Annotated in this window: 18 protein-coding genes; 10 read left to right on the top strand and 8 right to left on the bottom strand. The window is 45.6% G+C overall.

The window, feature by feature from the left end; all coding sequences use genetic code 11:
- Positions 1-8: 8 nt before the first annotated feature.
- Positions 9-2,471 (top strand): trimethylamine-N-oxide reductase TorA, encoded by a 2,463-nt coding sequence (torA, locus tag AB4249_RS02560; RefSeq protein WP_102320260.1) that lies wholly within the window; start codon positions 9-11, stop codon positions 2,469-2,471.
- 294 nt (positions 2,472-2,765) lie between these two features.
- Here the strand turns inward: torA and AB4249_RS02555 are convergent, their stop codons facing one another.
- Positions 2,766-3,980: a putative manganese transporter gene (locus AB4249_RS02555; RefSeq protein ID WP_372102277.1), complete on the bottom strand. Its 1,215-nt coding sequence runs from the start codon at positions 3,978-3,980 to the stop codon at positions 2,766-2,768.
- Between the two features lie 201 nt (positions 3,981-4,181).
- Between AB4249_RS02555 and AB4249_RS02550 the strand changes: the two genes are divergently transcribed.
- A complete protein-coding gene (locus AB4249_RS02550; protein WP_017065328.1) occupies positions 4,182-5,087 on the top strand; it encodes a manganese-dependent inorganic pyrophosphatase in 906 nt (301 codons plus the stop codon).
- Positions 5,088-5,236: 149 nt separating this feature from the next.
- A complete protein-coding gene (locus AB4249_RS02545; protein WP_004734596.1) occupies positions 5,237-5,626 on the top strand; it encodes a DUF2750 domain-containing protein in 390 nt (129 codons plus the stop codon).
- Between the two features lie 98 nt (positions 5,627-5,724).
- On the opposite strand, the gene AB4249_RS02540 is transcribed toward AB4249_RS02545, so the two are convergent.
- The 7 genes from AB4249_RS02540 to pspF form a co-directional block, all read right to left on the bottom strand.
- Positions 5,725-6,504, bottom strand: coding sequence for a DUF2927 domain-containing protein (locus AB4249_RS02540; protein ID WP_029236443.1), 780 nt, complete (start codon positions 6,502-6,504; stop codon positions 5,725-5,727).
- A 36-nt stretch (positions 6,505-6,540) separates the two neighbouring features.
- On the bottom strand, positions 6,541-7,323 hold the full coding sequence (locus tag AB4249_RS02535) for an ATP-binding cassette domain-containing protein (protein WP_017060304.1): 783 nt from the start codon (positions 7,321-7,323) through the stop codon (positions 6,541-6,543).
- Positions 7,320-8,321, bottom strand: coding sequence for an oligopeptide/dipeptide ABC transporter ATP-binding protein (locus AB4249_RS02530; protein ID WP_017060305.1), 1,002 nt, complete (start codon positions 8,319-8,321; stop codon positions 7,320-7,322). Before AB4249_RS02530 ends, AB4249_RS02535 begins: the two co-directional genes overlap by 4 nt.
- The gene (locus AB4249_RS02525; protein WP_372102276.1) at positions 8,321-9,208 is read right to left on the bottom strand and encodes an ABC transporter permease subunit; all 888 of its coding nucleotides are present in this window, start codon (positions 9,206-9,208) and stop codon (positions 8,321-8,323) included. Before AB4249_RS02525 ends, AB4249_RS02530 begins: the two co-directional genes overlap by 1 nt.
- Positions 9,195-10,157 carry an ABC transporter permease subunit gene (locus AB4249_RS02520; RefSeq protein ID WP_017060307.1) on the bottom strand — a complete coding sequence of 321 codons (963 nt, stop codon included), beginning with the start codon at positions 10,155-10,157 and terminating at the stop codon, positions 9,195-9,197. Before AB4249_RS02520 ends, AB4249_RS02525 begins: the two co-directional genes overlap by 14 nt.
- The gene (gene sapA, locus AB4249_RS02515) at positions 10,157-11,779 is read right to left on the bottom strand and encodes an ABC transporter substrate-binding protein SapA (protein WP_372102275.1); all 1,623 of its coding nucleotides are present in this window, start codon (positions 11,777-11,779) and stop codon (positions 10,157-10,159) included. The genes AB4249_RS02520 and sapA overlap by 1 nt, the downstream gene beginning before the upstream one ends.
- A 102-nt stretch (positions 11,780-11,881) precedes the next feature.
- The gene (gene pspF / locus AB4249_RS02510) at positions 11,882-12,904 is read right to left on the bottom strand and encodes a phage shock protein operon transcriptional activator (protein ID WP_065583878.1); all 1,023 of its coding nucleotides are present in this window, start codon (positions 12,902-12,904) and stop codon (positions 11,882-11,884) included.
- 316 nt (positions 12,905-13,220) lie between these two features.
- Between pspF and pspA the strand changes: the two genes are divergently transcribed.
- The 7 genes from pspA (at position 13,221) to AB4249_RS02475 (ending at position 20,545) form a co-directional block, all read left to right on the top strand.
- Entirely contained in the window at positions 13,221-13,892 is a 672-nt protein-coding gene (pspA, locus tag AB4249_RS02505) for a phage shock protein PspA (protein ID WP_004734604.1), read from the top strand.
- Positions 13,893-13,907: 15 nt separating this feature from the next.
- Positions 13,908-14,141, top strand: coding sequence for an envelope stress response membrane protein PspB (gene pspB / locus AB4249_RS02500; RefSeq protein WP_004734605.1), 234 nt, complete (start codon positions 13,908-13,910; stop codon positions 14,139-14,141).
- Positions 14,134-14,520 carry an envelope stress response membrane protein PspC gene (gene pspC / locus AB4249_RS02495; RefSeq protein ID WP_372102274.1) on the top strand — a complete coding sequence of 129 codons (387 nt, stop codon included), beginning with the start codon at positions 14,134-14,136 and terminating at the stop codon, positions 14,518-14,520. The genes pspB and pspC overlap by 8 nt, the downstream gene beginning before the upstream one ends.
- Before the next feature lie 157 nt (positions 14,521-14,677).
- Positions 14,678-15,712, top strand: coding sequence for an efflux RND transporter periplasmic adaptor subunit (locus AB4249_RS02490; RefSeq protein WP_017086192.1), 1,035 nt, complete (start codon positions 14,678-14,680; stop codon positions 15,710-15,712).
- A gap of 1 nt (position 15,713) precedes the next feature.
- Positions 15,714-16,799 carry an efflux RND transporter periplasmic adaptor subunit gene (locus AB4249_RS02485; RefSeq protein ID WP_029222096.1) on the top strand — a complete coding sequence of 362 codons (1,086 nt, stop codon included), beginning with the start codon at positions 15,714-15,716 and terminating at the stop codon, positions 16,797-16,799.
- Positions 16,792-19,902, top strand: a complete 3,111-nt coding sequence (locus AB4249_RS02480) for an efflux RND transporter permease subunit (RefSeq protein WP_372102273.1) — start codon at positions 16,792-16,794, stop codon at positions 19,900-19,902. Before AB4249_RS02485 ends, AB4249_RS02480 begins: the two co-directional genes overlap by 8 nt.
- A gap of 76 nt (positions 19,903-19,978) precedes the next feature.
- Complete coding sequence (locus AB4249_RS02475; RefSeq protein ID WP_017065337.1) at positions 19,979-20,545, top strand: DNA-3-methyladenine glycosylase I; 567 nt, start codon at positions 19,979-19,981, stop codon at positions 20,543-20,545.
- The last annotated feature ends 58 nt before the right edge of the window (positions 20,546-20,603 follow it).

Here is a 20,603-nt window from a genome sequence, read left to right as displayed (position 1 = left end):
GTAACACAATGGCAATTACAAGAAGAAGTTTTCTGAAAGGTGTCGCTACTACAAGTGCGGCATCGGTTATCGGTCCAAGCTTATTGGCGTCGGCATCAGCGTCTGCTGCAGAAACAGACGGCGCGTGGAAAGTCTCTGGTTCTCACTGGGGTGCATTCCGAGCTCGTGTTTATGCGGGTAAAGTACAAGAAATTAAACCCCTAGAAATCGATCAACACCCAACTGAGATGTTGAAAGGTATTAAAGGTATTATCTACAGCCCATCACGTGTGCGTTACCCAATGGTTCGCCTAGATTGGTTGAAGAAGCATAAATACAGCGCAGATACGCGTGGTAACAACCGCTTTATTCGTGTGACTTGGGATGAGGCACTAGACCTTGTTTACCGTGAACTAGAGCGCGTACAGAAAGATTACGGTCCATGGGCGCTTCACACCGGTCAAACTGGTTGGAGACAAACTGGTCAGTTCCACAGCTGTACTAACCACATGCAACGTGCAATGGCACTTCACGGTTACTCTGTGAAGAAAATCGGTGACTACTCAACAGGTGCTGGTCAAACGATCATGCCTTACGTGCTAGGTTCGACTGAAGTTTACGCGCAAGGTACATCTTGGGAACTTATCCTAGAAAACAGTGACAACATTGTTCTTTGGGGTAACGATCCAGTTAAAAACCTGCAAGTAGGTTGGACATGTGAGACGCACGAGTCGTTCGCATACCTAGAACAGCTGAAAGAAAAAGTTGCTAAGAAAGAGATCAACGTTGTTTCTGTTGACCCTGTTAAAAACAAAACAGGCCGTTACCTAGAAAACGAGCAAATGTACATCAACCCACAAACTGATGTGGCGTTCATGCTTGGTGTTGCTCACGTTCTTTACAACGAAGGCCTATACGACAAGAAGTTCATCGAAACTTACTGTCTAGGTTTTGAAGATTTCATCAAGTACGTTCAAGGTGAAACGAAAGACAGAGTTGAGAAGACACCAGAGTGGGCTTCGGCTATCTGTGGCGCAAGCGCGGACTCTATTCGTGACTTCGCTAAGATGCTGGTTAACGGTCGTACACAGATTCTTGTTGGTTGGAGTATCCAACGTCAAGAGCACGGTGAACAGCCTTACTGGATGTGTGCAGTTATCGCAGCAATGGTTGGCCAAATTGGTCTACCGGGCGGTGGTATCTCTTACGGTCACCACTACTCTGGTATCGGTGTATCTTCAACTGGCTTCGCTGCTCCGGGTTCTTTCCCGCTGAACATCGACCAAGGTCAATCACCTAAGTACACCAACACAGATTACAACGGCTACAGCCGCGTAATCCCAGTTGCTCGTTGGGTTGATAGCTTGCTAGAGCCTGGTAAGAAGATCAAAGCGAATGGTTCAACGGTAACACTACCTGATATCAAGATGATGGTATTTAGTGGTAACAACCCGTGGCACCACCACCAAGATCGCAACAAGATGCGTAAAGCATTCAAGAGCCTACAAACTGTAGTGGCTGTTGATTTTGCTTGGACTGCAACTTGTCGTCACTCTGACATCGTGCTTCCTGCATGTACTCAGTGGGAACGAAACGATATTGATGGTTATGGCGCATACTCTGGCCGTGGTTTGATCGCAATGCACAAGCTAGTGGATCCTCTGTTCCAGTCTAAGACTGACTTCGAGATCATGTCTAGCCTAACTAAGCGTTGGGGTCGTTACGACGATTACACGCGTGGTATGGACGAAATGCAGTGGGTTAAATCTCTGTACGACGAATGTCGCGCATCAAACGAAGGTAGCTTCGAAATGCCTGAGTTTGCTGAGTTCTGGGAGAAAGGTTTCCTAGACTTCGGCAAAGGTAAGCCATGGACTCGTCACGCTTCATTCCGTGAAGATCCAGAGATCAACGCACTAGGCACGCCTTCTGGTTTCATCGAAATCACAAGCCGTACTGTTGGCAACATGGGTTACGAGCACTGTCAAGAACACCCAATGTGGTTCGAGAAATCTGAACGTTCACACGGTGGTCCAGGCTCTGACAAGCACCCGTACTGGCTACAATCTTGTCACCCAGACAAGCGTCTTCACTCTCAGATGTGTGAATCTGAAGAGTGGCGTGCGACTTACGCGGTACAAGGCCGTGAGCCAATCTACATCAACCCAGTAGATGCTAAGAAGAAAGGCATCAAAGATGGCGATGTAGTACGTGTGTTTAACGACCGTGGTCAACTACTAGCAGGTGCTGTTCTAATGGATAGCTACGCTCCTGGTGTTGTTCGTATCGAAGAAGGTGCTTGGTACGGTCCGATCAACGAGAAAGTGGGCGCGCTAGATACATACGGCGATCCAAACACACTGACTCAAGATATCGGTACGTCTGAACTTGCTCAAGCAACGTCAGCAAACACATGTTTGGTTGATTTCGAGAAGTTCCAAGGCAAACTGCCTCCAGTAACTTCATTCGGTGGTCCAATCGAAGTTTCTTAAGTCTTGTCTTAAGAACCAAGATTAAAGCTTGAATTAAAGCCCCTGTAAGCACTCTTACAGGGGCTTTTTGTATTTTTGATATCAGTGTTGGTGTTTCTAAATAAGCATTATACAGGGCTAATAGAGGGCGTTTTTGAGACAGGCTGTAACGCGCTGTTTGAGAGAGGTGGTAGAAGCAGTGAAGCAGGAAGGGAATGTAAAAAGAACCTGTGGAAAGACTTAAGCAGGCGGAAACAAAAAGGCCGATACAAAGTACCGACCTTACAGAAGCCTATGGAGTTAACTCTACTCAAGTTAGATCTCAAATATAAACCAGTAGCTATAAGCACAGATTAGTGCGGGCACACTAGAGTATAAGGTCGCGACCAGTGCCGCTTTGGGAGCCATCGCAATCGCAGGGAATAGCGCGTCACCATCATTTGAAATTGCATTACCTACCTGAGCAGAAAGTGGAAGCGCACCTGAAAGGTAAAGGCTAGTCACCAATAATTGTGGTCCACAGCCCGGTAGCAAGCCCATCAGGACCCCTGCCAGGGGGAGCATAATGCCCCAGCTTGAGAATAGCGTCGCAAAATCCACATTTGCTAGCACAGAGCCAAATTCGAAGAAGAGAAAGGCAACCACAACCCACGCTGTGACAAAGTTGGTGTCTTGAGCGGTCTTTTGCAATGGGTGAGAGCCTATACACTTTTCGTCCTCACTCACGGCTGATTTGTAATCCTCAATTTCACGGGTTAGCCCCCACAGAAACATCGAGCTGATCAGCAAAACTGTCCCCGCCCATTCCATCGACATTTCAGGCAAAGCGAGCAGCTCGTTCACATCGACTTGAAAAGAGCCAAGTAGGGCAACGGCAGCACCCGGAATAATCAGTACAGACCACAGGTAACCTTGCAGGTTTATCGCTTTTTTAGAGACCGATTCTTTGTCTTGAGATTGAGAAGCACAGCTGCTCACCACTTCATTTTTCTCTGCTTTTTTTGGGCGTAAGAAGTCGTCTGCGTGAAACAAGTTAATGATTCGGCCTGACGCAGTACCCACGATCACGCCCATCGCCATCATGGCTAAACCTGTCTTAGGCTCGCTCGCTATGAGCAAGAACGCCGCGTCACCCATGGTTGAGACGAGCACCGCAACTACCGCACCAAATCCGAGTTTTCCCGAGATAAATTGTGTGGTTACCACTATCGCACCGCCACAGCCGGGCAACGCGCCCATGAGAGCCGCGAATACCACTTGGTTTGAACGAGATTGATGGACGAGCTTATTGAAGACGTTATCTTTGTTTATGTACAGACTTAACCAGTGGTAAATAGCCAAGGTTAAAGCAACATAACAAGACACTGCCCAAAACGCGTCTGACAAAGTAGTCACCGTCAGCTCTCGTGTAGCTGGGGCTGCAACCAAAGCTGCAAGTGAGACAGGCAAAAGCAGGCGCTTAAATGACAGTGAAAACTGAGTTGTTTTCGCAGCACTACTGCTTGGCAAAAAAGAGATTAGTCGATCCATAGGTGTTACTCAAAATTAGTGGCTTAAGATAAATATATACGAATGATAATAATTATCAATTGCATTTGTTGTTTTTTTATCTATTGTTACTATTGGCTAAACCCACGAAACATGACCAATCTAAAAAAATGAGGTAAAGTATGGCTAATAAAGAGAGGCTCTAAAGGTAGAGTCATAATTGTTAGTGTAATAGGAAGAAACATGATTTTAGTTGTTGGTCACAAAAACCCTGATAGTGACAGTATTTGTAGTGCGTTAGTTGCAACTGAGCTTCTTAAGGCTCGTGGCGAGGAAGCGACACCAATTCGCCAAGGCGAGATCAACCGCGAAACTCAACACATTCTAGAAGTCGCTGGTGCTGAAAAGCCAGAGCTTCGTACTTCTGTTGCTGGTGAGAAAATCTGGCTAGTAGACTACTCAGATCTAGCACAAGCACCAGATGATGTTGCTGATGCAGAGATCGTAGGTATTGTTGATCACCACCGTCTAGGCGACGTGATGACAGTAAACCCAATGGAAGCTTGGATCTGGCCTGTTGGTTGTACAAACACTGTACTTTTCAACATGTTCAAGATTGAAGGTCACGCAATCTCTCAACAAATCGCTAAACTAATGATGTCTGCAATTCTTTCAGACACAGTGGGTTTCGCTTCTCCAACATGTACTCAAAAAGACAAAGACGCGGTTGCTGAGCTTGCTGAAATTGCTGGCGTAACTGACGTTGATGCATTCATCAAAGCGCTTCTAATCGCAAAAACAAACATCGAAGGCCTATCTGCTGCACAGCTAGTAGAAAAAGACCTTAAAGGCTACCCATTCAACGGTCGTGATGTTGTTGTTGGTCAAGTTGAACTTGCGACTCTTGAGCAAGTAGACGGCATGATCGAAGCGCTAGAAGCTGATCTTGAAGAGCGTTGTGAGAAAGACGGTCTAGCGTTCGCTGCGGTAATGCTAACAGATATCACTACTGCTCAAACTCGTCTTCTATACAAAGGTGAGTGGGCTGAGAAATTGGTTAAGCACGAGAAAGGCGGCGTATTAATGATGGAAAATACACTAAGCCGTAAGAAGCAAGGCTGGCCTTGGCTACAAGGTGAGCTTGTTTAATCAAGTCGCTTAATATTAAACGCCTGCTTATTTAGCAGGCGTTTTTCTTTGAAGTAGACTTTCTTCTTCATCGATAATGTTTGAAGTTAACAACACTCGGCATAAAATAGCTTTAAGAGCAAAGTTACTGACTAAAGTAGGAAATTAAGATGACTACACAGCTAGACGATAAAAAAATCGCTGAAATCAACAAGTACACGGGCGAGCAACGCCTGAAATACTGTGTGAAAGAAATCGTAGCAAACCGTGAAGTATGGATCTTAACCGATGAACACGGTTGTGTAATGCTGAACACAGAAGATGAAGATTGTGTTCCAGTATGGCCAAACCAAGAGTTCGCAGAATCATGGGCAACGGGTGATTGGTCTGAGTGTAAAGCTGAGTCTATTTCGTTGAACAAATGGCACAGTCGCTGGACGAACGGTCTAGAAGACGACGAACTTGCTGTTGTAGTATTCCCGAACGAGCAAGAAGAAGGCGTTATCTTGTTCCCGGATGAGTTCGACTTCGAATTGAAAAAGCAGGCAGCTAAGCGCTAGTTCTTTCGTAATACAGTAACATCGTAAGTCAGCGTTGCCTTTCTTAGGCAGCGCTATCATTCAATTATCCCATCTAAGCTGCTTCCAACGTATATTCGTCAATACCCAATCAACTGATACAAAGGCGCTTGCTGTGCGGCTTTAGAAGCTTGCTGAAGCACACCTGTTTTGCTGTATCTCTTGAGTATCTTTCGAACGATAGGTTTTACTTCAGATTTTGTCATTCCAGCTTTCAATTCTGGTTCATACAGCAATTGCAGTAGCACTACGTCTAACGGCGATAATAAGTCTTCTGGCGTGTGGTCGTTGAAAATAGAAGGGTAGGCTTTATCTGAATCATTCGGCAGGCCTAGAACTTGTGTGATCTCTTCCACGATACAGGCGACCAGCTTACCTCGCGATCTTGCCTGATCAACTGGGATTACAATCCCAGCGTATACAATCTCGCCTTTAGAATTGGTTCTATAGCCCGCCGTGCAGATGGCGCTATTTAAATGTTGAGTTGATTTGAGCTTGAGCACCGATTTCGCCTCAGATACCCACTGGCTCTGCCTTGTGTATATCCATTTAACGTTCGCTTCGGACTCTTTACTGACGATTGTTATTGGATGTTGGGTGACTTCAGATAAGTGTTTGATATGAAGCTCTGTGAGCTCTTGATGCAGTTCCTCATCGCCCACTCGATGATCGATCCAAATCTTGATCGGTTGTTTCCATTTGGCGAGTGGTTTGTTGCCTTGGGAATATTCGTGTTGAAGTGCGACGTTATAAAAGGCAGTTTCGACGAAGCTTCTATCTAGCCAGGTGAGCGGTGTGCTTGTTGCGTTAAAGGAAAACAGCGCCAACAAAAGGGGAAGCATTGAAGCTCTTAATAACATACCTTTCCCCTTTGTTGAACGTAGCGTGATTCGAGATTAGTGGTTCGGCGCTTTGGAGAAATGGCTCTCAACCAATCTTTGGGTGATTTGGTGAGTTGGATTGGTTAACACTTGATCCGTTTCCCCACTCTCAACCACATTGCCTTCATGCATGACAATAATCTTGTCGGTAATGTGCTTAACAATACCGAGGTGTTGAGATACATAAACGAACGATACGCCCATCTCTTCTTGTAACTCTAAGAACAGATTGATGATTTGCGAGCGCATTGCCATGTCCAAACCATTTAAAGCTTCATCAGCAACAATGATGGATGGCTGAAGTATTAAGGCACGAGCCAAACAAACCCTTTGTTTCTGGCCTGCAGCAAGCATCTGAGGGTAGAAATACGCATGTTCCGGTAGAAGGCCTACGCGCAGTAGTGTGTCTTTCACACGACGCATACGAGCTTCTGGAGGCATGTTGGTGTTTCGCTTTAATGGACCTTCAAGAATTCGACCGATCTGAATGCGCGGGTTAAGTGACGTATTCGGATCTTGGAAGATCATTCGAATCAGCTTACAACGAGTCGAGTAGTCTTTGTGCTCTAGCTTTTCGCCATTCACGCGGATCTCGCCTGCGGTTGGCTCCACCATGCCTGCGAGCATTCTGGCTAATGTTGATTTGCCAGAACCATTCTGGCCGATAAAACCAATTGTCTGGCCTGCTTCAAGAGAAAAGCTAACTGGCTTCACCGCCTGATGAATCTTTTTACGGAAAAGACCAGAGCGAGTCGTAAAGTCTTTAGACAAATCACTGACTTCTAATAATGCACTCATGATTTCTTTTTCTTCTCCATATTCAGAGGGAAGTGACAGTTGAACTTATGGTTCTTGATACGTTTCGTATGTGGGATCTCGACACACTGCCTTTGTGCGTATGGGCAGCGAGGCCCTAATCGACAACCAATAGGAAGATGTTGCAGCGGTGGAATTGACCCCGGCAAAGACTGGAGCTTCTCCTTGTGGGGAATCCAGTCGTTAAAGTCTGGCATCGCTTTTAACAAAGCAACGGTGTACGGGTGCTTTGGTGCATCCAACAGCTTCGGTGTATCAGCGGATTCTACCGATTGACCACAGTACATCACGGTAATGCGAGTCGCCCATTGGGTAATGGTGGTTAAGTCATGGCCGATCAACACGATGGTGGTGTTATTGATCTGGTTCATACGACTCAAAAGACGCAATATTTGAGACTGTGTAATTGGGTCTAAATCGTTGGTTGGCTCGTCAGCAATCAAGACTTTTGGCTTGGCAGCGATCGCCATTGCGATCATGACTTTTTGACACTCACCATCTGTCAGCTCATAAGAGTAACTGTCCATTAGGCGAGAGTGGTCTTTGATGCCGACTTTGTGTAGTAATGCGATCGCTTGCTTCTTACGCCACTTAAATCGTTGCCACCAACGACCTTCAAACGAATGGGAAGGGATCGCTTCAACGAGCTGGTTACCTACTTTTTCAGAAGGGTCAAGACACGTTGATGGCTCTTGGAAGATCATTGCGATATCGCGGGCGATCACTCGGCGTCTTTCTTTCGGCGTCAGTTGCAGTAGGTCGATATTACCTAAGCGCATTCGGTCTGCAGAAACCTTCCAGTTTTCTTTACATACTCCGACGATCGCTTTTGCAACCAAACTCTTACCTGAGCCTGATTCACCTACTAAGCCACGAATTTCCCCTTCATTGAGGGTAATACTCATTCGATCTACGGCTTTAACCATCCCTTGAGGGGTCTCAATCTCGATGGTTAGATGTCGAATATCAAGTAACGGCATTATTCGATTCCTGCATTTAGCGCTTGGCGAACACCTTCACCGACGAGGTTAATCACGATAACTGTAAACATAATAGCTAAGCCGGGTAGGGTAACTGTCCATGGCGCAAGGTAAATCAACTCGACCGAATCACCCAAGATGGAGCCCCATTCGGTACTCGGTGCTTGAGCGCCAAGCCCTAGGAAACCTAAAGCCGTGATATCAAGAATTGCGACTGACAGTGCCAGCGTAACTTCAAGAGCGATCACGGTAAGGATGTTCGGAAGGATTGAGTTCCATAGCAGGTAAAAATCGTTCGCACCATCAAGGCGAGAAGCCAGAATATAGTCTTTTTCTACTTCAGCATGCACGGCAATGTACACCGAGCGTATAAAGCGCGGGATCAGTGCTAAGCACAAGGAGAGTAAGATATTAAACTCCCCAAAGCCAAGGAATGCCACGAAGATAATCGCCAGCAGAAGAGATGGAATCGACATAACAGTATCAAGCAGGTGGTTTAGCGTGCTTGATAGTAAACCGCGCGTCATACCAGCAAGTACGCCAATCAGACAACCAATGACGGCTGCGATAAAGGTAATCACCACCGCGGCGCCGAAGGTTAACTGAGAGCCAATTATTAGGCGAGAGAGAATATCTCTGCCTAAGTCATCCGTACCCAAAAAGTATTCTACCGTTCCCGCAGGATCCCAAGAGGGCGGCGTTAATAGGTGACCGGTTTGTTCTTGTGCATCATGCGGGGCTAGCCACGGTGAAGTGACGGTGACCAGAATGATAAGCACCAAACACCACAAGCCAAACATAGCTAGATTATTGCTGCGGAAGCTGCGCCAGAAACGTTCGAACTGGGTTGGAATCTGTTCTTCTTGGTAGACGTTATTTGTTAGCATACCATTCCTTCCTTACCAGTGGATTGATCATCGCGCCCAGTAGATCGGACAGAATATTAGCGGTCAAAACTAAGGTAGCCACCACAATTACACCAGCTTGAATTGAAACGTAATCTTGATTCGATAAGGCATCCAATAACCAGCGGCCAATGCCCGGCCAGTTAAAGATAGACTCGGTAACAATAGCAAGCGTTAACATACTCGATAGCTGAACACCGACCTTAGGAATAATCGGAGGTATCGCGTTTCTTAGCACGTGCTGCGTGATGATCTCTCTAGTGGAAAGACCTTTAATTCGCGCAGCGCGGATGTAGTTTTGCGTCATTACTTCAGCCACTGACGCTCTCATCAATCGGATGACCTGAGTCGTTGGCGCCAGTGCTAAAACAAGACAAGGCAACGCCATGTGCTCGATAACACTTTGTAGTGCGTGCGCACGGTAGCGACCCTCGGCAAAAAAGGCGTCAATCATCGCGAATCCAGTCACGTGTTCAATCTCGTAAAGTAGGTCGTATCGGCCACCAACTGGGAACATTTCAAAGTGCAGTGAAAACACCATGATCATCAGCAACGCGACCCAAAATATAGGCGCAGAGTAACCGGCCATTGAGGTGAACGATATGGTGGTATCAACAAATTTACCTTGTCTCATACCAGCAATGGTGCCGAAAGGGATACCGATGATGAGTGCCAACACAAAGGCAAAGAAGCACAGCTCTAGCGTTGCAGGGAACACCAGGACCAACTCATCGATGATAGGCACACCGTGTTTGCTTAGGCCAAAGTTTAGCGTCGATAATTCAGTGATATAGCTAATCCAACCGGGCCAAAAATCTTGAATTGCCCAAGGTGAGGTTTGGTCTAATCGAAGCAGGGAAAAACCTACCAAGGTCAGAATTCCTAGCGTAATAACGAATAAGTTTACACGTCTTAATGTATACCAAAACATTACTGCACCTCTCTTCTGACTTGATCAAAAGGTTGGGCATTGAAAGGACTTGCTTTAAAGCCTGTTAGCGAACGATCGTGCACGCGAAATTGCACGCCATGAGCTAAAGGAATCACAGGAACTTCTTCATTGAGAATGTTTTGGGCTTGTCGGTACAAGTTCACACGGTGCCTTTGTTGATTGATCTCTAATGCTAAGTCGAGAAGGAAATCAAAGTCTGAATTACACCACATCGAGACGTTTAACCCTGCACGCTCAGAGCTGCATGAGAGCAGCGGACGTAAGAAGTTGTCCGGGTCACCGGTATTGCCTATCCAGCCTGTAAGCAACAAGTCTGTTGAGGAAATAGAGGACAACTGTGTGCGGTCAAATCGGTCGTCGGTATAGAGTTTCAATTCAATACCAATATCGGCTAAGTTTGCTTGGATAAGTTCTGCCGTTTTTCTTGGACTTGGATTGTATGCGCGTGGCTCTAGTGGTACCCACATTGAAAGCTCTAACCCAGGTTCAACGCCAGCTTCTTTGAGAAGCGCAACCGCATAGTTTCGGTCGTAGCGAACTTGAACGCTGTCTTTTTGGTGAGCCCAAGAAGTCGGAGGAAGCAAGGTGTAGGCTTTGGTTCCTGTACCGTAATACACAGAATCAAGAATGTTCTGACGATTGATGGCTAAGTTGAGCGCTTTACGAACTCGAGAGTCACGCAGTGCAGGGTGCTCAGTATTCAGCGCGATGAAAGAGACATTAACCGCCGGAGTAGCAGAAATCTTCAACTCTTCATGAGCCTGAATAATAGGGATTTGGCTAGAAATTGGTGAGTTGAGCACGTCACACTCACTACGCAGAAGCTTGGCAAGTGTGCCTGTTCCACGTTGCGAAGTATCGAACACAACTTGGTCCATTTGTACTTCACCTTTCCAGTAGTGCTTGTTCTTTTTCAAGCGCACTAGGTCGTTGACTTGGTATTCATCTAAGTAGAAAGGGCCAGTGCCGACTGGATTGGAATCGATTCGATTTTTCTCATCCGCTGCAATGAGCTGATTGGCATACTCCTTAGAGTGAATGACTGCATAGCTGGTGGCGATATTGTTGAGAAACGAATTGTCTGGGCGACTTAATTGGAATTTCACCGTTAGGTCATCAACTGCGGTGATATCGACGATCAGGTTTTTGAAGTCGATTCCGGCAAACCTTGGGTATAGGCCGCCACCCACATAATGAAATGGGTTTGAACTATCAATGACACGTTCAAAGCTAAACACCACATCTTGTGCATTCATGCTACGAGTTGGGGTGAACCAGTCTGTGGTTTGGAACGCAACATTTGGGCGCAGTTTGAACGTGTACTCTGTACCTGATTTATCAACAGACCAACTTGTCGCCAAGTTCTGTTTTGGTCGGTACGTCATCGGATCAAGAGTGAGCAGTGTATCGAAAATTTGAGGACTCAGCGATTCTGCGGTAATGCCACTATCAACCAGCTGTGGGTTGAAGGTACTAGGATTACCTTGGCCGCAATAAATGAAGCCTTTTTCACGGATTTGCTCGTGATTCACACTCTCACCACATCCAGCGAGAAAGCTCAGCGTACAGATGCTCAGTGATAGTCTTATTAGTGCTTTCATAAAAAGAAATACTTTTCGAAACGAGGCGTTAGAGGAGCCTCAAGATCCGGACAATTTAACATTTTATTTATTCGGCTCCAAATAATAATCAAGCGTGGACAGCTATTTATCGTTAGCTTGTCCGACAATCGCGTACTTCCTCACCATTCCACGTAATTGGTTGTAGGTTAATCCAAGTAATTCTGCTGCTTGTTTCTGGTTGTACTTGCTCTGCTTTAGGGCTTGATTGAGCAGCTTGATGTCTTGTTGTTCTTGCCATGCTTTGTAATCAAGCGGCAAAGAAAACAAGCTCTCTGATGAAGTATGGCTGTTGGACGGCGCATTGCCAATTTCATGCGTGGAATCTTGATCTATTTTCCATGCGGGTTTGAATGGGTTAAACACCAAAGATTCAATAGGATATGGGTCTTTACCGTGCTGGTAGACTGCGCGCTCAATAACGTTCTTGAGTTCTCGCACATTCCCCGGCCATGAATAATCCAGCAGCGCCTCAACGGCAGACGGAGCAAAGCCAACAAACAACTCCAATTCTAATTCACGGCACATCTTAATGGCGTAGTATTCTGCCAGCAGCGTGATGTCTTCTTTTCGCTCTCGAAGAGGGGGTATAGTAATCACGTCAAACGCGAGCCTGTCCAATAAGTCGGCTCTGAATTCGCCCCTTAATGCCATGTCTGGCAAGTCAGCGTTGGTCGCACACACCAGTCTGACGTTGGCACTTAAAGCTTTTTGTCCGCCGACACGTTCATACTGCCCGTATTCAATAACGCGCAATAGCTTCTCTTGAACGGCTAGGGGCGTGGTCGCGAGCTCATCAAGAAACAGTGTTCCACCTTCCGCTCTTTCAAATCGACCCTGATGACGACCTTTCGAACCCGTAAAGGACCCCGATTCATGACCAAACAACTCAGAATCAATCAAACCTTCACTGAGGGTTGAGCAGTTCAATGAGATCAAAGGTTGATCCCAACGTCTTGAAAGGTAATGCAGTCTTTGTGCGATCAACTCTTTACCCGTACCACGCTCTCCAATGATCAGAATCGGTCTTTCGATTGGTGCGAGTTGGGACACTTTATCTAAAACGGAGAGAAAACTGGGTGATTCACCAATGAGGTTCTGCTGCATAGCGGGTCCTTGTGTGATTTGAGCGCCGATGGATGTGATTTAGAGGGCTTTATTTAAATCACATCATGTAAATAGCTTAAGTATAAGAGTCGTAGTGGTGAAAAATACCAATACTTGGCTAAATTCATCATAGCATGGTTCGGGTTAATCACCATTTTATTGTAAGTATCTGATAATAAATGGCTTAAAAGTTGGCACGTTACTTGGATTACTTATGGTAGGTTTAACAACAAACGTAAATTTTTGAGCAAGTGGATTGAGAAATCGAATAACGCTTTAAAGCACATTTGCCATCATTGTAATTAAGGAGTTCCTCATGGGTATTTTTTCTCGCTTTGCAGACATTGTAAATTCGAACATCAGTGCACTTTTAGACAAGGCTGAAGATCCTGAAAAGATGATTCGCCTGATTATCCAAGAAATGGAAGATACGCTGGTTGAGGTTCGCACTAACTCCGCTAAAGCTATCGCAGATAAAAAAGAGTTAGCGCGTAAAGTTGAAGCTATCGAAACTCAGATTCTAGATTGGCAAAATAAAGCGACACTAGCACTAACTAAACAACGTGAAGACTTAGCTAGAGCGGCGCTAATAGAAAAGCAAAAACTTGAAGATATAATCAAAAGCCTTCACACAGAGCAAACCTTGGTTCACGAAACCATCGAAAAGCTGACCAGTGAGATTGGCAAGCTTGAAACCAAAATCGCAGAAACACGTGCGAAGCAGCAAGCATTAATGATTCGTAATAATGCGGCAAGCAATCGTCGTGATGTTCAAAAGCATCTGCATTCAAGCAAAACCCACGAAGCAATGGCGAAGTTTGAGCAATTCTCGCGTAAAGTGGATGAATTAGAAGCTGAAGCAGATGTTTACGCCAAAACAGGTAACGCAAAATCGTTAGACCAAGAATTTGCAGATCTACAAGCTCAAGATGAAATTGAAAAAGAGCTGGCGAAACTGAAGCAACAAGTTGAAAACCGCGATAAATAATTTTAGGAGTTGTCTATGTCAACATTTCTAATTGCAGGCCCACTGATTGTCTTTTTAATCTTCGTGGCACCGCTATGGTTGTTCTTACATTACCGCAGCAAGAAGAAATCCAGTAATGGTCTTTCAGAAACGGATCTTCAGCGTTTGCACAAGCTTTCTGCTCAAGCTGAATCGATGCAAGATCGAGTGAAAACGCTAGAAAAAATACTGGATGCGGAGTCACCTAACTGGAGACGAAACTATGAGTAGAGAACTGTATCGCGATCCTATTAACGGTAAGTTGTCTGGAGTGTGTGCAGGGTTAGCGAACTACTTTGGCCTTGAAGTGTGGTTGGTTCGCATCTTGGTTATCTCGGCGGCACTGCTTGGTGGTAGCTTTTTGGTGTTATTAGCGTATGTAGCTTTGACATTTATGCTTGAAAAACAACCACCTCAGTATGTCGATCAGATGAAGGCCAAACAAAAGCACACGCTCAAGCAAAAACCTTGGGAAAAAGGGCAAACCGCAGAGTCGTTACTGGGCACTTTAGAGGGTGATTTCCAGAAATTAGAGACCAGTGTCCGCAATATGGAAGCTTATGTGACTTCGGATACTTTCAAAGTCGACCGCGCATTTAAGAACATGTAGTGGTAAACCTGAAAAACATTAGATAACGGTTTAGGAAAATTTATTCCAAGCCGTTATTTTTTTTAATAATTTTGTCTAAATAAATCTTACGATAACTGGTAAGTTACATGTAATTAATCTATGTTATAAAAATATTTATAGTTATGGATGATCACTAATGTATAGAGCCTCCGTTGTCCTATTGACAGCCTTAGCTGGGTTGTCTGGGTGTGGTAAGGAGCTTCCTCCCGTACCTGAACCTGATTCTAGACCCGCCAAACTCTTCACTGTCTCCGTCGGTAGTAATGCTTTTGAACGTAGCTTTCCAGCCACCACAGAAGCTGGTGACAAAGCAGTACTGGCATTTCGTGTTCCAGGGCTACTTCAGACTATCGATGTCACATCTGGTCAACAGGTTACCAAAGGTGATGGGCTTGCAACGCTTAATCCTGACGAATATCAGTTGTTAGAGAAGCAAGCGAGAGCCAACTTTAAGCTTGCCGATGTTCAATACCAACGTTCCATTAAGTTGCGCAAAGATCGCGTCGTATCTGAGCAAGACTTCGACCAAGCGAAAGCTAATCATAATTCTGCTAAAGCGGTGCTTAACCAAGCAAAAGCCAACCTACGTTATACCACTTTGGTTGCACCTTACGATGGTACTATCTCCATCATTCCTGCTGAAAACCATGAATACATTGCGGCTAAACAAGGCGTGATGAATATTCAAACGAATCAAATCCTCAAAGTCGTATTCTTATTACCCGACCAACTTATCACGCGCTTTTCTTCAGGGTTTGAGACGGATGCAACCATGGTTTTTGATGCTTTCCCTGGTAGCTCCTACGCTTTAGCATTCCAAGAAGTTGATACTGAAGCGGATCCCAAAACCGGGTCGTACAAAGTCACCATGGTAATGGAAAGACCCACCGATGTTGGTATTTTGCCGGGTATGTCAGGCACAGTTCATTTAGTTTCAGCGTTAGCAGCCGCCACAAAAATTCCCACATCAGCAATGATGACTGATGGCGATGATGTCTCTGTGTGGCGCGTGAATAGCGACGGTATTGTTGAAAATGTCGCAATCATCATCGATGAAAAGCGCCATATTGTTTCAGGGTTGAACGATGGTGATCGCATCGTAACTTCTGGTGTTAATGGTCTTGAACCGGGCGTTAAAGTTCGAGAGTGGATCAAGGAAAGGGGGCTATAACATGAAAACACTTAAAGTGGCCGCTGGACTGTCGTGTTTGGCTTTACTTACGGCTTGTGAAGATAAACAAGTTGTAGAAGTGAATAACACGCCCTTGGTTAAAGCTATCGAGATTTCAGTCATCGACTTTAGCGACAAACTCTATTTCCCAGCGGTTGCAAACGCTGCCGAGAAGGCTCATCTCAGCTTTCGAGTCGCTGGTGAAATCAATAAGCTTGATGTGAAAGAAGGTGAGCGTGTTTCACAAGGAGACATCATTGCAGAGCTTGACCCTACCGATTATCAACTGGATGTCGACAATGCTCAGGCGCGTTACACGGTAATTAACAGCCAATACAGACGTTCAAGTCCGCTAGTGAAGAAAGGCTTATTGGCGAAGTCACAGTTTGATGAAATTGCTGCTCAACGCCAGATCGCTTATGCCGAGCTGGAACTCGCAAAACTGCGCTTGTCGTTCACTAAGCTTCGTGCTCCTGTTGATGGGATCATTTCTCGTGTCAGTGTCGATCAATATGAAAATATTCAGGTAGGCCAGCAGGTCGTGAACATTCACAGTGTCGAGGATGTTGAGGTTGTTATCCAACTGCCTGACCAGATTTACGTGAATCAGCCTAGCGAACAGCTGTTATCGAATGTTGAGGCTGTGGTAAGAGTACCCAGTGGCAATGAATACACGGCGGCTATTAAGGAGTTTACCACTGAACCTGACCCAAGCACGGGCACGTTCACGGTGACGCTTGCTCTACCTATGCCGGAAGATGATTTGATTCTGGATGGTATGGCCGTTGAGGTGACGTCAAATGGGCGAGATATCGGCTTGGAGTTAAAAGCTGGGGTACTTATCCCAATCGAAGCTGTGTTTAATGCGGATGGCGATGATTTAACGCGCCAGAACTCTTATGTATGGGTGCTTAATGACGACAGTACCGTCTCAAAACAGCAAGTCGTAATAGGAAAAGCCAATCAGAAAACATTGCAGATCATGAAAGGATTAGAAATGGGGCAGCATGTCGTTGTTGCAGGCGTATCGCGATTGCGAGATGGGATGACAGTGGAAGTATTGTCTCAGGAGACGAACAATGAGTGAAGTAAATAACAAGCCCCAAAATGACGATCAACAGGGTGATGATCAGATCACAGGTGTTGCTTCTTACTTTATACGTAACAAAGTCATTAGCTGGATGCTATCTCTGATCTTTCTTATTGGTGGTGTCTCTGCCTTTTTCGGCTTGGGTCGTTTAGAAGATCCTGCCTTTACCATCAAAGATGCGATGGTTGTGACCTCTTACCCAGGGGCCACACCTCAACAAGTTGAAGAAGAAGTTACTTACCCACTAGAAAAAGCGATTCAACAACTTACCTATGTGGACGAAGTGAACTCTATCTCTAGCCGCGGCCTATCACAGGTAACGGTGACGATGAAGAACAACTACGGCCCAGATGATCTTCCGCAAATATGGGATGAACTTCGCCGAAAAGTGAATGATCTCAAGGTTGAACTGCCACCCGGCGTCAATGATCCTCAAGTCATCGATGATTTCGGTGACGTTTACGGTATTTTGCTGGCGGTGACGGGGGATGGCTATAGCTACAAAGAGCTGCTGGATTACATTGATTACCTAAGGCGAGAGCTAGAGTTGGTTGATGGGGTCAGTAAAGTCTCCGTTTCCGGCCAACAACAAGAGCAAGTGTTCATTGAGATATCGATGAAACGGATAAGCTCTCTGGGTCTGTCTCCAAGCACGGTATTTAACCTTTTATCGACTCAAAATATTGTATCAAGTGCAGGAGCGGTAAGGATTGGTGATGAATATATTCGAATCCATCCAACGGGTGAGTTCCAAAACGTTGAACAGCTTGGAGATTTGATTCTTACGGAAGGTGGCGCTCAAGGGCTTATCTATCTAAAAGATGTGGCGAATGTAACCCGTGGTTACGTTGAGGTACCGAGTAACATCATTGGTTATAACGGCGAACTCGCGCTTAACCTGGGTGTCTCTTTTGCGCAAGGCGTGAACGTGGTCGCAGTGGGTGAAGACTTTGATCGAAGACTCGCCGAGCTTAGATATCAACAACCCGTCGGTATCGACATCTCCGAGGTTTATAACCAACCTAAAGAGGTGAACAAGTCGGTAAGCGGATTTGTGGTGAGTTTAGGGCAGGCGGTTGCGATCGTAATCGTGGTGTTACTGTTCTTCATGGGACTAAGATCGGGCCTATTGATTGGTTTGATACTGCTATTGACCGTATTCGGTACATTCATTTTCATGCAGTACTTCAAGATCGACCTACAACGTATTTCACTGGGCGCGTTGGTTATCGCCTTGGGGATGCTGGTGGATAATGCCATTGTGGTGGTGGAAGGGATATTGATCGGCACGCAGAAGGGGCGAACCCGGATGCAGGCCGCCACCGATATCGTAACCCAAACCAAATGGCCGCTGCTTGGTGCGACGGTTATTGCGGTGACTGCGTTTGCTCCAATTGGTTTATCTGAAGACTCAACAGGCGAATACTGTGGCACCTTGTTCACGGTGCTACTGATCTCCTTGATGCTGAGTTGGTTTACTGCCATCTCGCTCACGCCGTTCTTTGCCGACATGTTCTTTAAAGGTCAGAAGGTCGATCCAGATAACGAAGGTAAGGACCCATACAACGGGATGGTTTTTGTTATCTACAAAAACTTCCTTGAGTTCTGTATGAAGCGTGCTTGGTTAACCATGTTTGTTCTGATTATTGGTTTAGGCGCGAGTGTGTACGGTTTTGGTTTCGTTAAGCAAGCCTTCTTCCCGTCTTCAACCACACCTATGTTCCAAGTGGATGTGTGGATGCCAGAAGGTACCGATATTCGAGCGACCAATACCAAGCTTAAAGTGCTTGAGAGTTGGCTAGCTGGGCAGGACGAAGTTGAACATATCACGACAACCGCGGGTAAAGGCCTGCAACGTTTCATGCTGACTTATGCGCCAGAGAAAAGTTATAGCGCTTACGGCGAGATAACGGTTCGTGTGAAAAGTTATGTAGTACTTGAAGGGCTAATGAAACGCTTCCGTGAACATGTAAATGGTCAGTTCCCAGAGATTGACTACAAGCTTAAACAGATCGAATTAGGTCCTGGTGGCGGTGCGAAAATTGAAGCGCGAATAGTGGGTTCTGATCCAACGGTTTTACGTTCAATCGCTGCACAAGTGATGGACATCATGCGTGCTGATGAAGGCGCATTTAACGTTCGTCACGATTGGCGTGAAAGAACTAAGGTATTAGAGCCTCAGTTCAATGAAAGCCAAGCGCGTCGTTATGGTATTACTAAATCTGACGTTGATGATTTCCTAGCAATGTCTTTCTCTGGTAAGTCGATTGGTGTGTATCGTGATGGTACAACGTTAATGCCGATTGTGGCTCGTTTGCCTGAAGACGAGCGTGTCGATATTCGTAACATCGAAGGCATGAAGATCTGGAGCCCAGCATTAAGTGAGTACATCCCGCTTCAACAAGTAACGTTAGGTTACGAGCTAGAATGGGAAGATCCACTGATCATCCGTAAGAACCGTAAGCGTATGCTAACGGTAATGGCGGATCCTGATCTATTGGGTGAAGAGACGGCCTCAACTCTACAGAAACGCTTACAACCACAGATTGAAGCGATTGAGATGCCTCCGGGTTACTCATTGGAATGGGGGGGTGAATATGAGTCGTCAGCAGATGCACAGGCGTCACTGTTCACAACCATGCCTCTGGGTTACTTGTTCATGTTCTTAATCACTGTGTTCTTGTTTAACTCGGTGAAAGAGCCTCTGATCGTTTGGTTAACGGTTCCATTGGCGTTGATAGGGGTGACGACAGGCTTGCTAGCCTTGAATACACCATTCGGCTTTATGGCGCTGTTGGGCTTCTTGAGTCTATCTGGGATGCTTCTGAAGAACGGTATCGTACTACTTGATCAAATTGAGATTGAGATGAAATCTGGTAAAGATCCGTATGTAGCGGTTGTTGATGCGGCTCTGAGTCGTGTTCGCCCGGTATGTATGGCGGCGATTACCACCATTCTAGGTATGATCCCTCTACTACCGGATATCTTCTTCAAACCAATGGCAGTAACCATCATGTTTGGTTTAGGCTTTGCGACTGTACTCACGCTAATCGTAGTGCCTGTGCTGTATCGTTTGTTCCATAAAATTGAAGTGGCTTAACGTCAACTGACCTTTGAAATAATGCCCCTAATTGGGGCATTATTTTTATGTATGATTACTAAAAGAGACCATCGAAATGGAAGCTAATACAGTGGATAGAACGTGTGCATGGGCGCTTAAACATGAGCTTGAAAGGGAGTACCACGATGCAGAGTGGGGCGTGCCTGTTTATGATGACCAAGTTCTGTTTGAGTTCATTACTTTAGAAGGTGCTCAAGCAGGTCTGAGTTGGATTACGATCCTTAAAAAGCGTGAAGGCTATCGTGCCGCGTTCGATAATTACGATCTAAACAAGCTAGCTGAGCTGAATGAAGACAACGTGCCGCACATCATTGAAAACTTCGATGTGGTTAAACACAGGGGTAAGATTGCTTCGGTATACAACAATGCACGAGCAACGCTTGAATTACAGAAAGAGTTCGGCTCTCTTTCTAATGCCTTATGGCAATTTGTTGATAATGAAGTGATCGTGAATCAATGGACTGAGATGTCTCAAGTTCCCGCTTCTACCGAGCAATCTAAAGCGATGAGTAAGTTTTTGAAGAAGAGAGGCTTTAAGTTTGTAGGAGAAACAATCTGTTACGCATTTATGCAAGCAACAGGTATGGTCAATGATCATTTAGTCGGTTGCCCACACAAATAAAGTGTTATTTATTTCAGCGGAACAATCACTTAGAAATTGAAAAATTCATAGCCATTTT

The sequence above is a fragment of the Vibrio sp. 10N.261.55.F4 genome (assembly GCF_041470465.1).
GTDB lineage: Bacteria > Pseudomonadota > Gammaproteobacteria > Enterobacterales > Vibrionaceae > Vibrio > Vibrio crassostreae_C.
Note: the sequence above shows the minus strand (reverse complement) of the source record. Positions and strands in the feature narration are given on the sequence as shown.

What these genes read in the sequence shown, in the direction of transcription:
- torA (WP_102320260.1), top strand. Translation starts at nt 9, where the DNA reads ATGGCAATTACAAGAAGAAGTTTTCTGAAAGGTGTCGCTACTACAAGT.
- AB4249_RS02555 (WP_372102277.1), bottom strand. Translation starts at nt 3,980, where the DNA reads ATGGATCGACTAATCTCTTTTTTGCCAAGCAGTAGTGCTGCGAAAACA.
- AB4249_RS02550 (WP_017065328.1), top strand. Translation starts at nt 4,182, where the DNA reads ATGATTTTAGTTGTTGGTCACAAAAACCCTGATAGTGACAGTATTTGT.
- AB4249_RS02545 (WP_004734596.1), top strand. Translation starts at nt 5,237, where the DNA reads ATGACTACACAGCTAGACGATAAAAAAATCGCTGAAATCAACAAGTAC.
- AB4249_RS02540 (WP_029236443.1), bottom strand. Translation starts at nt 6,504, where the DNA reads ATGTTATTAAGAGCTTCAATGCTTCCCCTTTTGTTGGCGCTGTTTTCC.
- AB4249_RS02535 (WP_017060304.1), bottom strand. Translation starts at nt 7,323, where the DNA reads ATGAGTGCATTATTAGAAGTCAGTGATTTGTCTAAAGACTTTACGACT.
- AB4249_RS02530 (WP_017060305.1), bottom strand. Translation starts at nt 8,321, where the DNA reads ATGCCGTTACTTGATATTCGACATCTAACCATCGAGATTGAGACCCCT.
- AB4249_RS02525 (WP_372102276.1), bottom strand. Translation starts at nt 9,208, where the DNA reads ATGCTAACAAATAACGTCTACCAAGAAGAACAGATTCCAACCCAGTTC.
- AB4249_RS02520 (WP_017060307.1), bottom strand. Translation starts at nt 10,157, where the DNA reads ATGTTTTGGTATACATTAAGACGTGTAAACTTATTCGTTATTACGCTA.
- sapA (WP_372102275.1), bottom strand. Translation starts at nt 11,779, where the DNA reads ATGAAAGCACTAATAAGACTATCACTGAGCATCTGTACGCTGAGCTTT.
- pspF (WP_065583878.1), bottom strand. Translation starts at nt 12,904, where the DNA reads ATGCAGCAGAACCTCATTGGTGAATCACCCAGTTTTCTCTCCGTTTTA.
- pspA (WP_004734604.1), top strand. Translation starts at nt 13,221, where the DNA reads ATGGGTATTTTTTCTCGCTTTGCAGACATTGTAAATTCGAACATCAGT.
- pspB (WP_004734605.1), top strand. Translation starts at nt 13,908, where the DNA reads ATGTCAACATTTCTAATTGCAGGCCCACTGATTGTCTTTTTAATCTTC.
- pspC (WP_372102274.1), top strand. Translation starts at nt 14,134, where the DNA reads ATGAGTAGAGAACTGTATCGCGATCCTATTAACGGTAAGTTGTCTGGA.
- AB4249_RS02490 (WP_017086192.1), top strand. Translation starts at nt 14,678, where the DNA reads ATGTATAGAGCCTCCGTTGTCCTATTGACAGCCTTAGCTGGGTTGTCT.
- AB4249_RS02485 (WP_029222096.1), top strand. Translation starts at nt 15,714, where the DNA reads ATGAAAACACTTAAAGTGGCCGCTGGACTGTCGTGTTTGGCTTTACTT.
- AB4249_RS02480 (WP_372102273.1), top strand. Translation starts at nt 16,792, where the DNA reads ATGAGTGAAGTAAATAACAAGCCCCAAAATGACGATCAACAGGGTGAT.
- AB4249_RS02475 (WP_017065337.1), top strand. Translation starts at nt 19,979, where the DNA reads ATGGAAGCTAATACAGTGGATAGAACGTGTGCATGGGCGCTTAAACAT.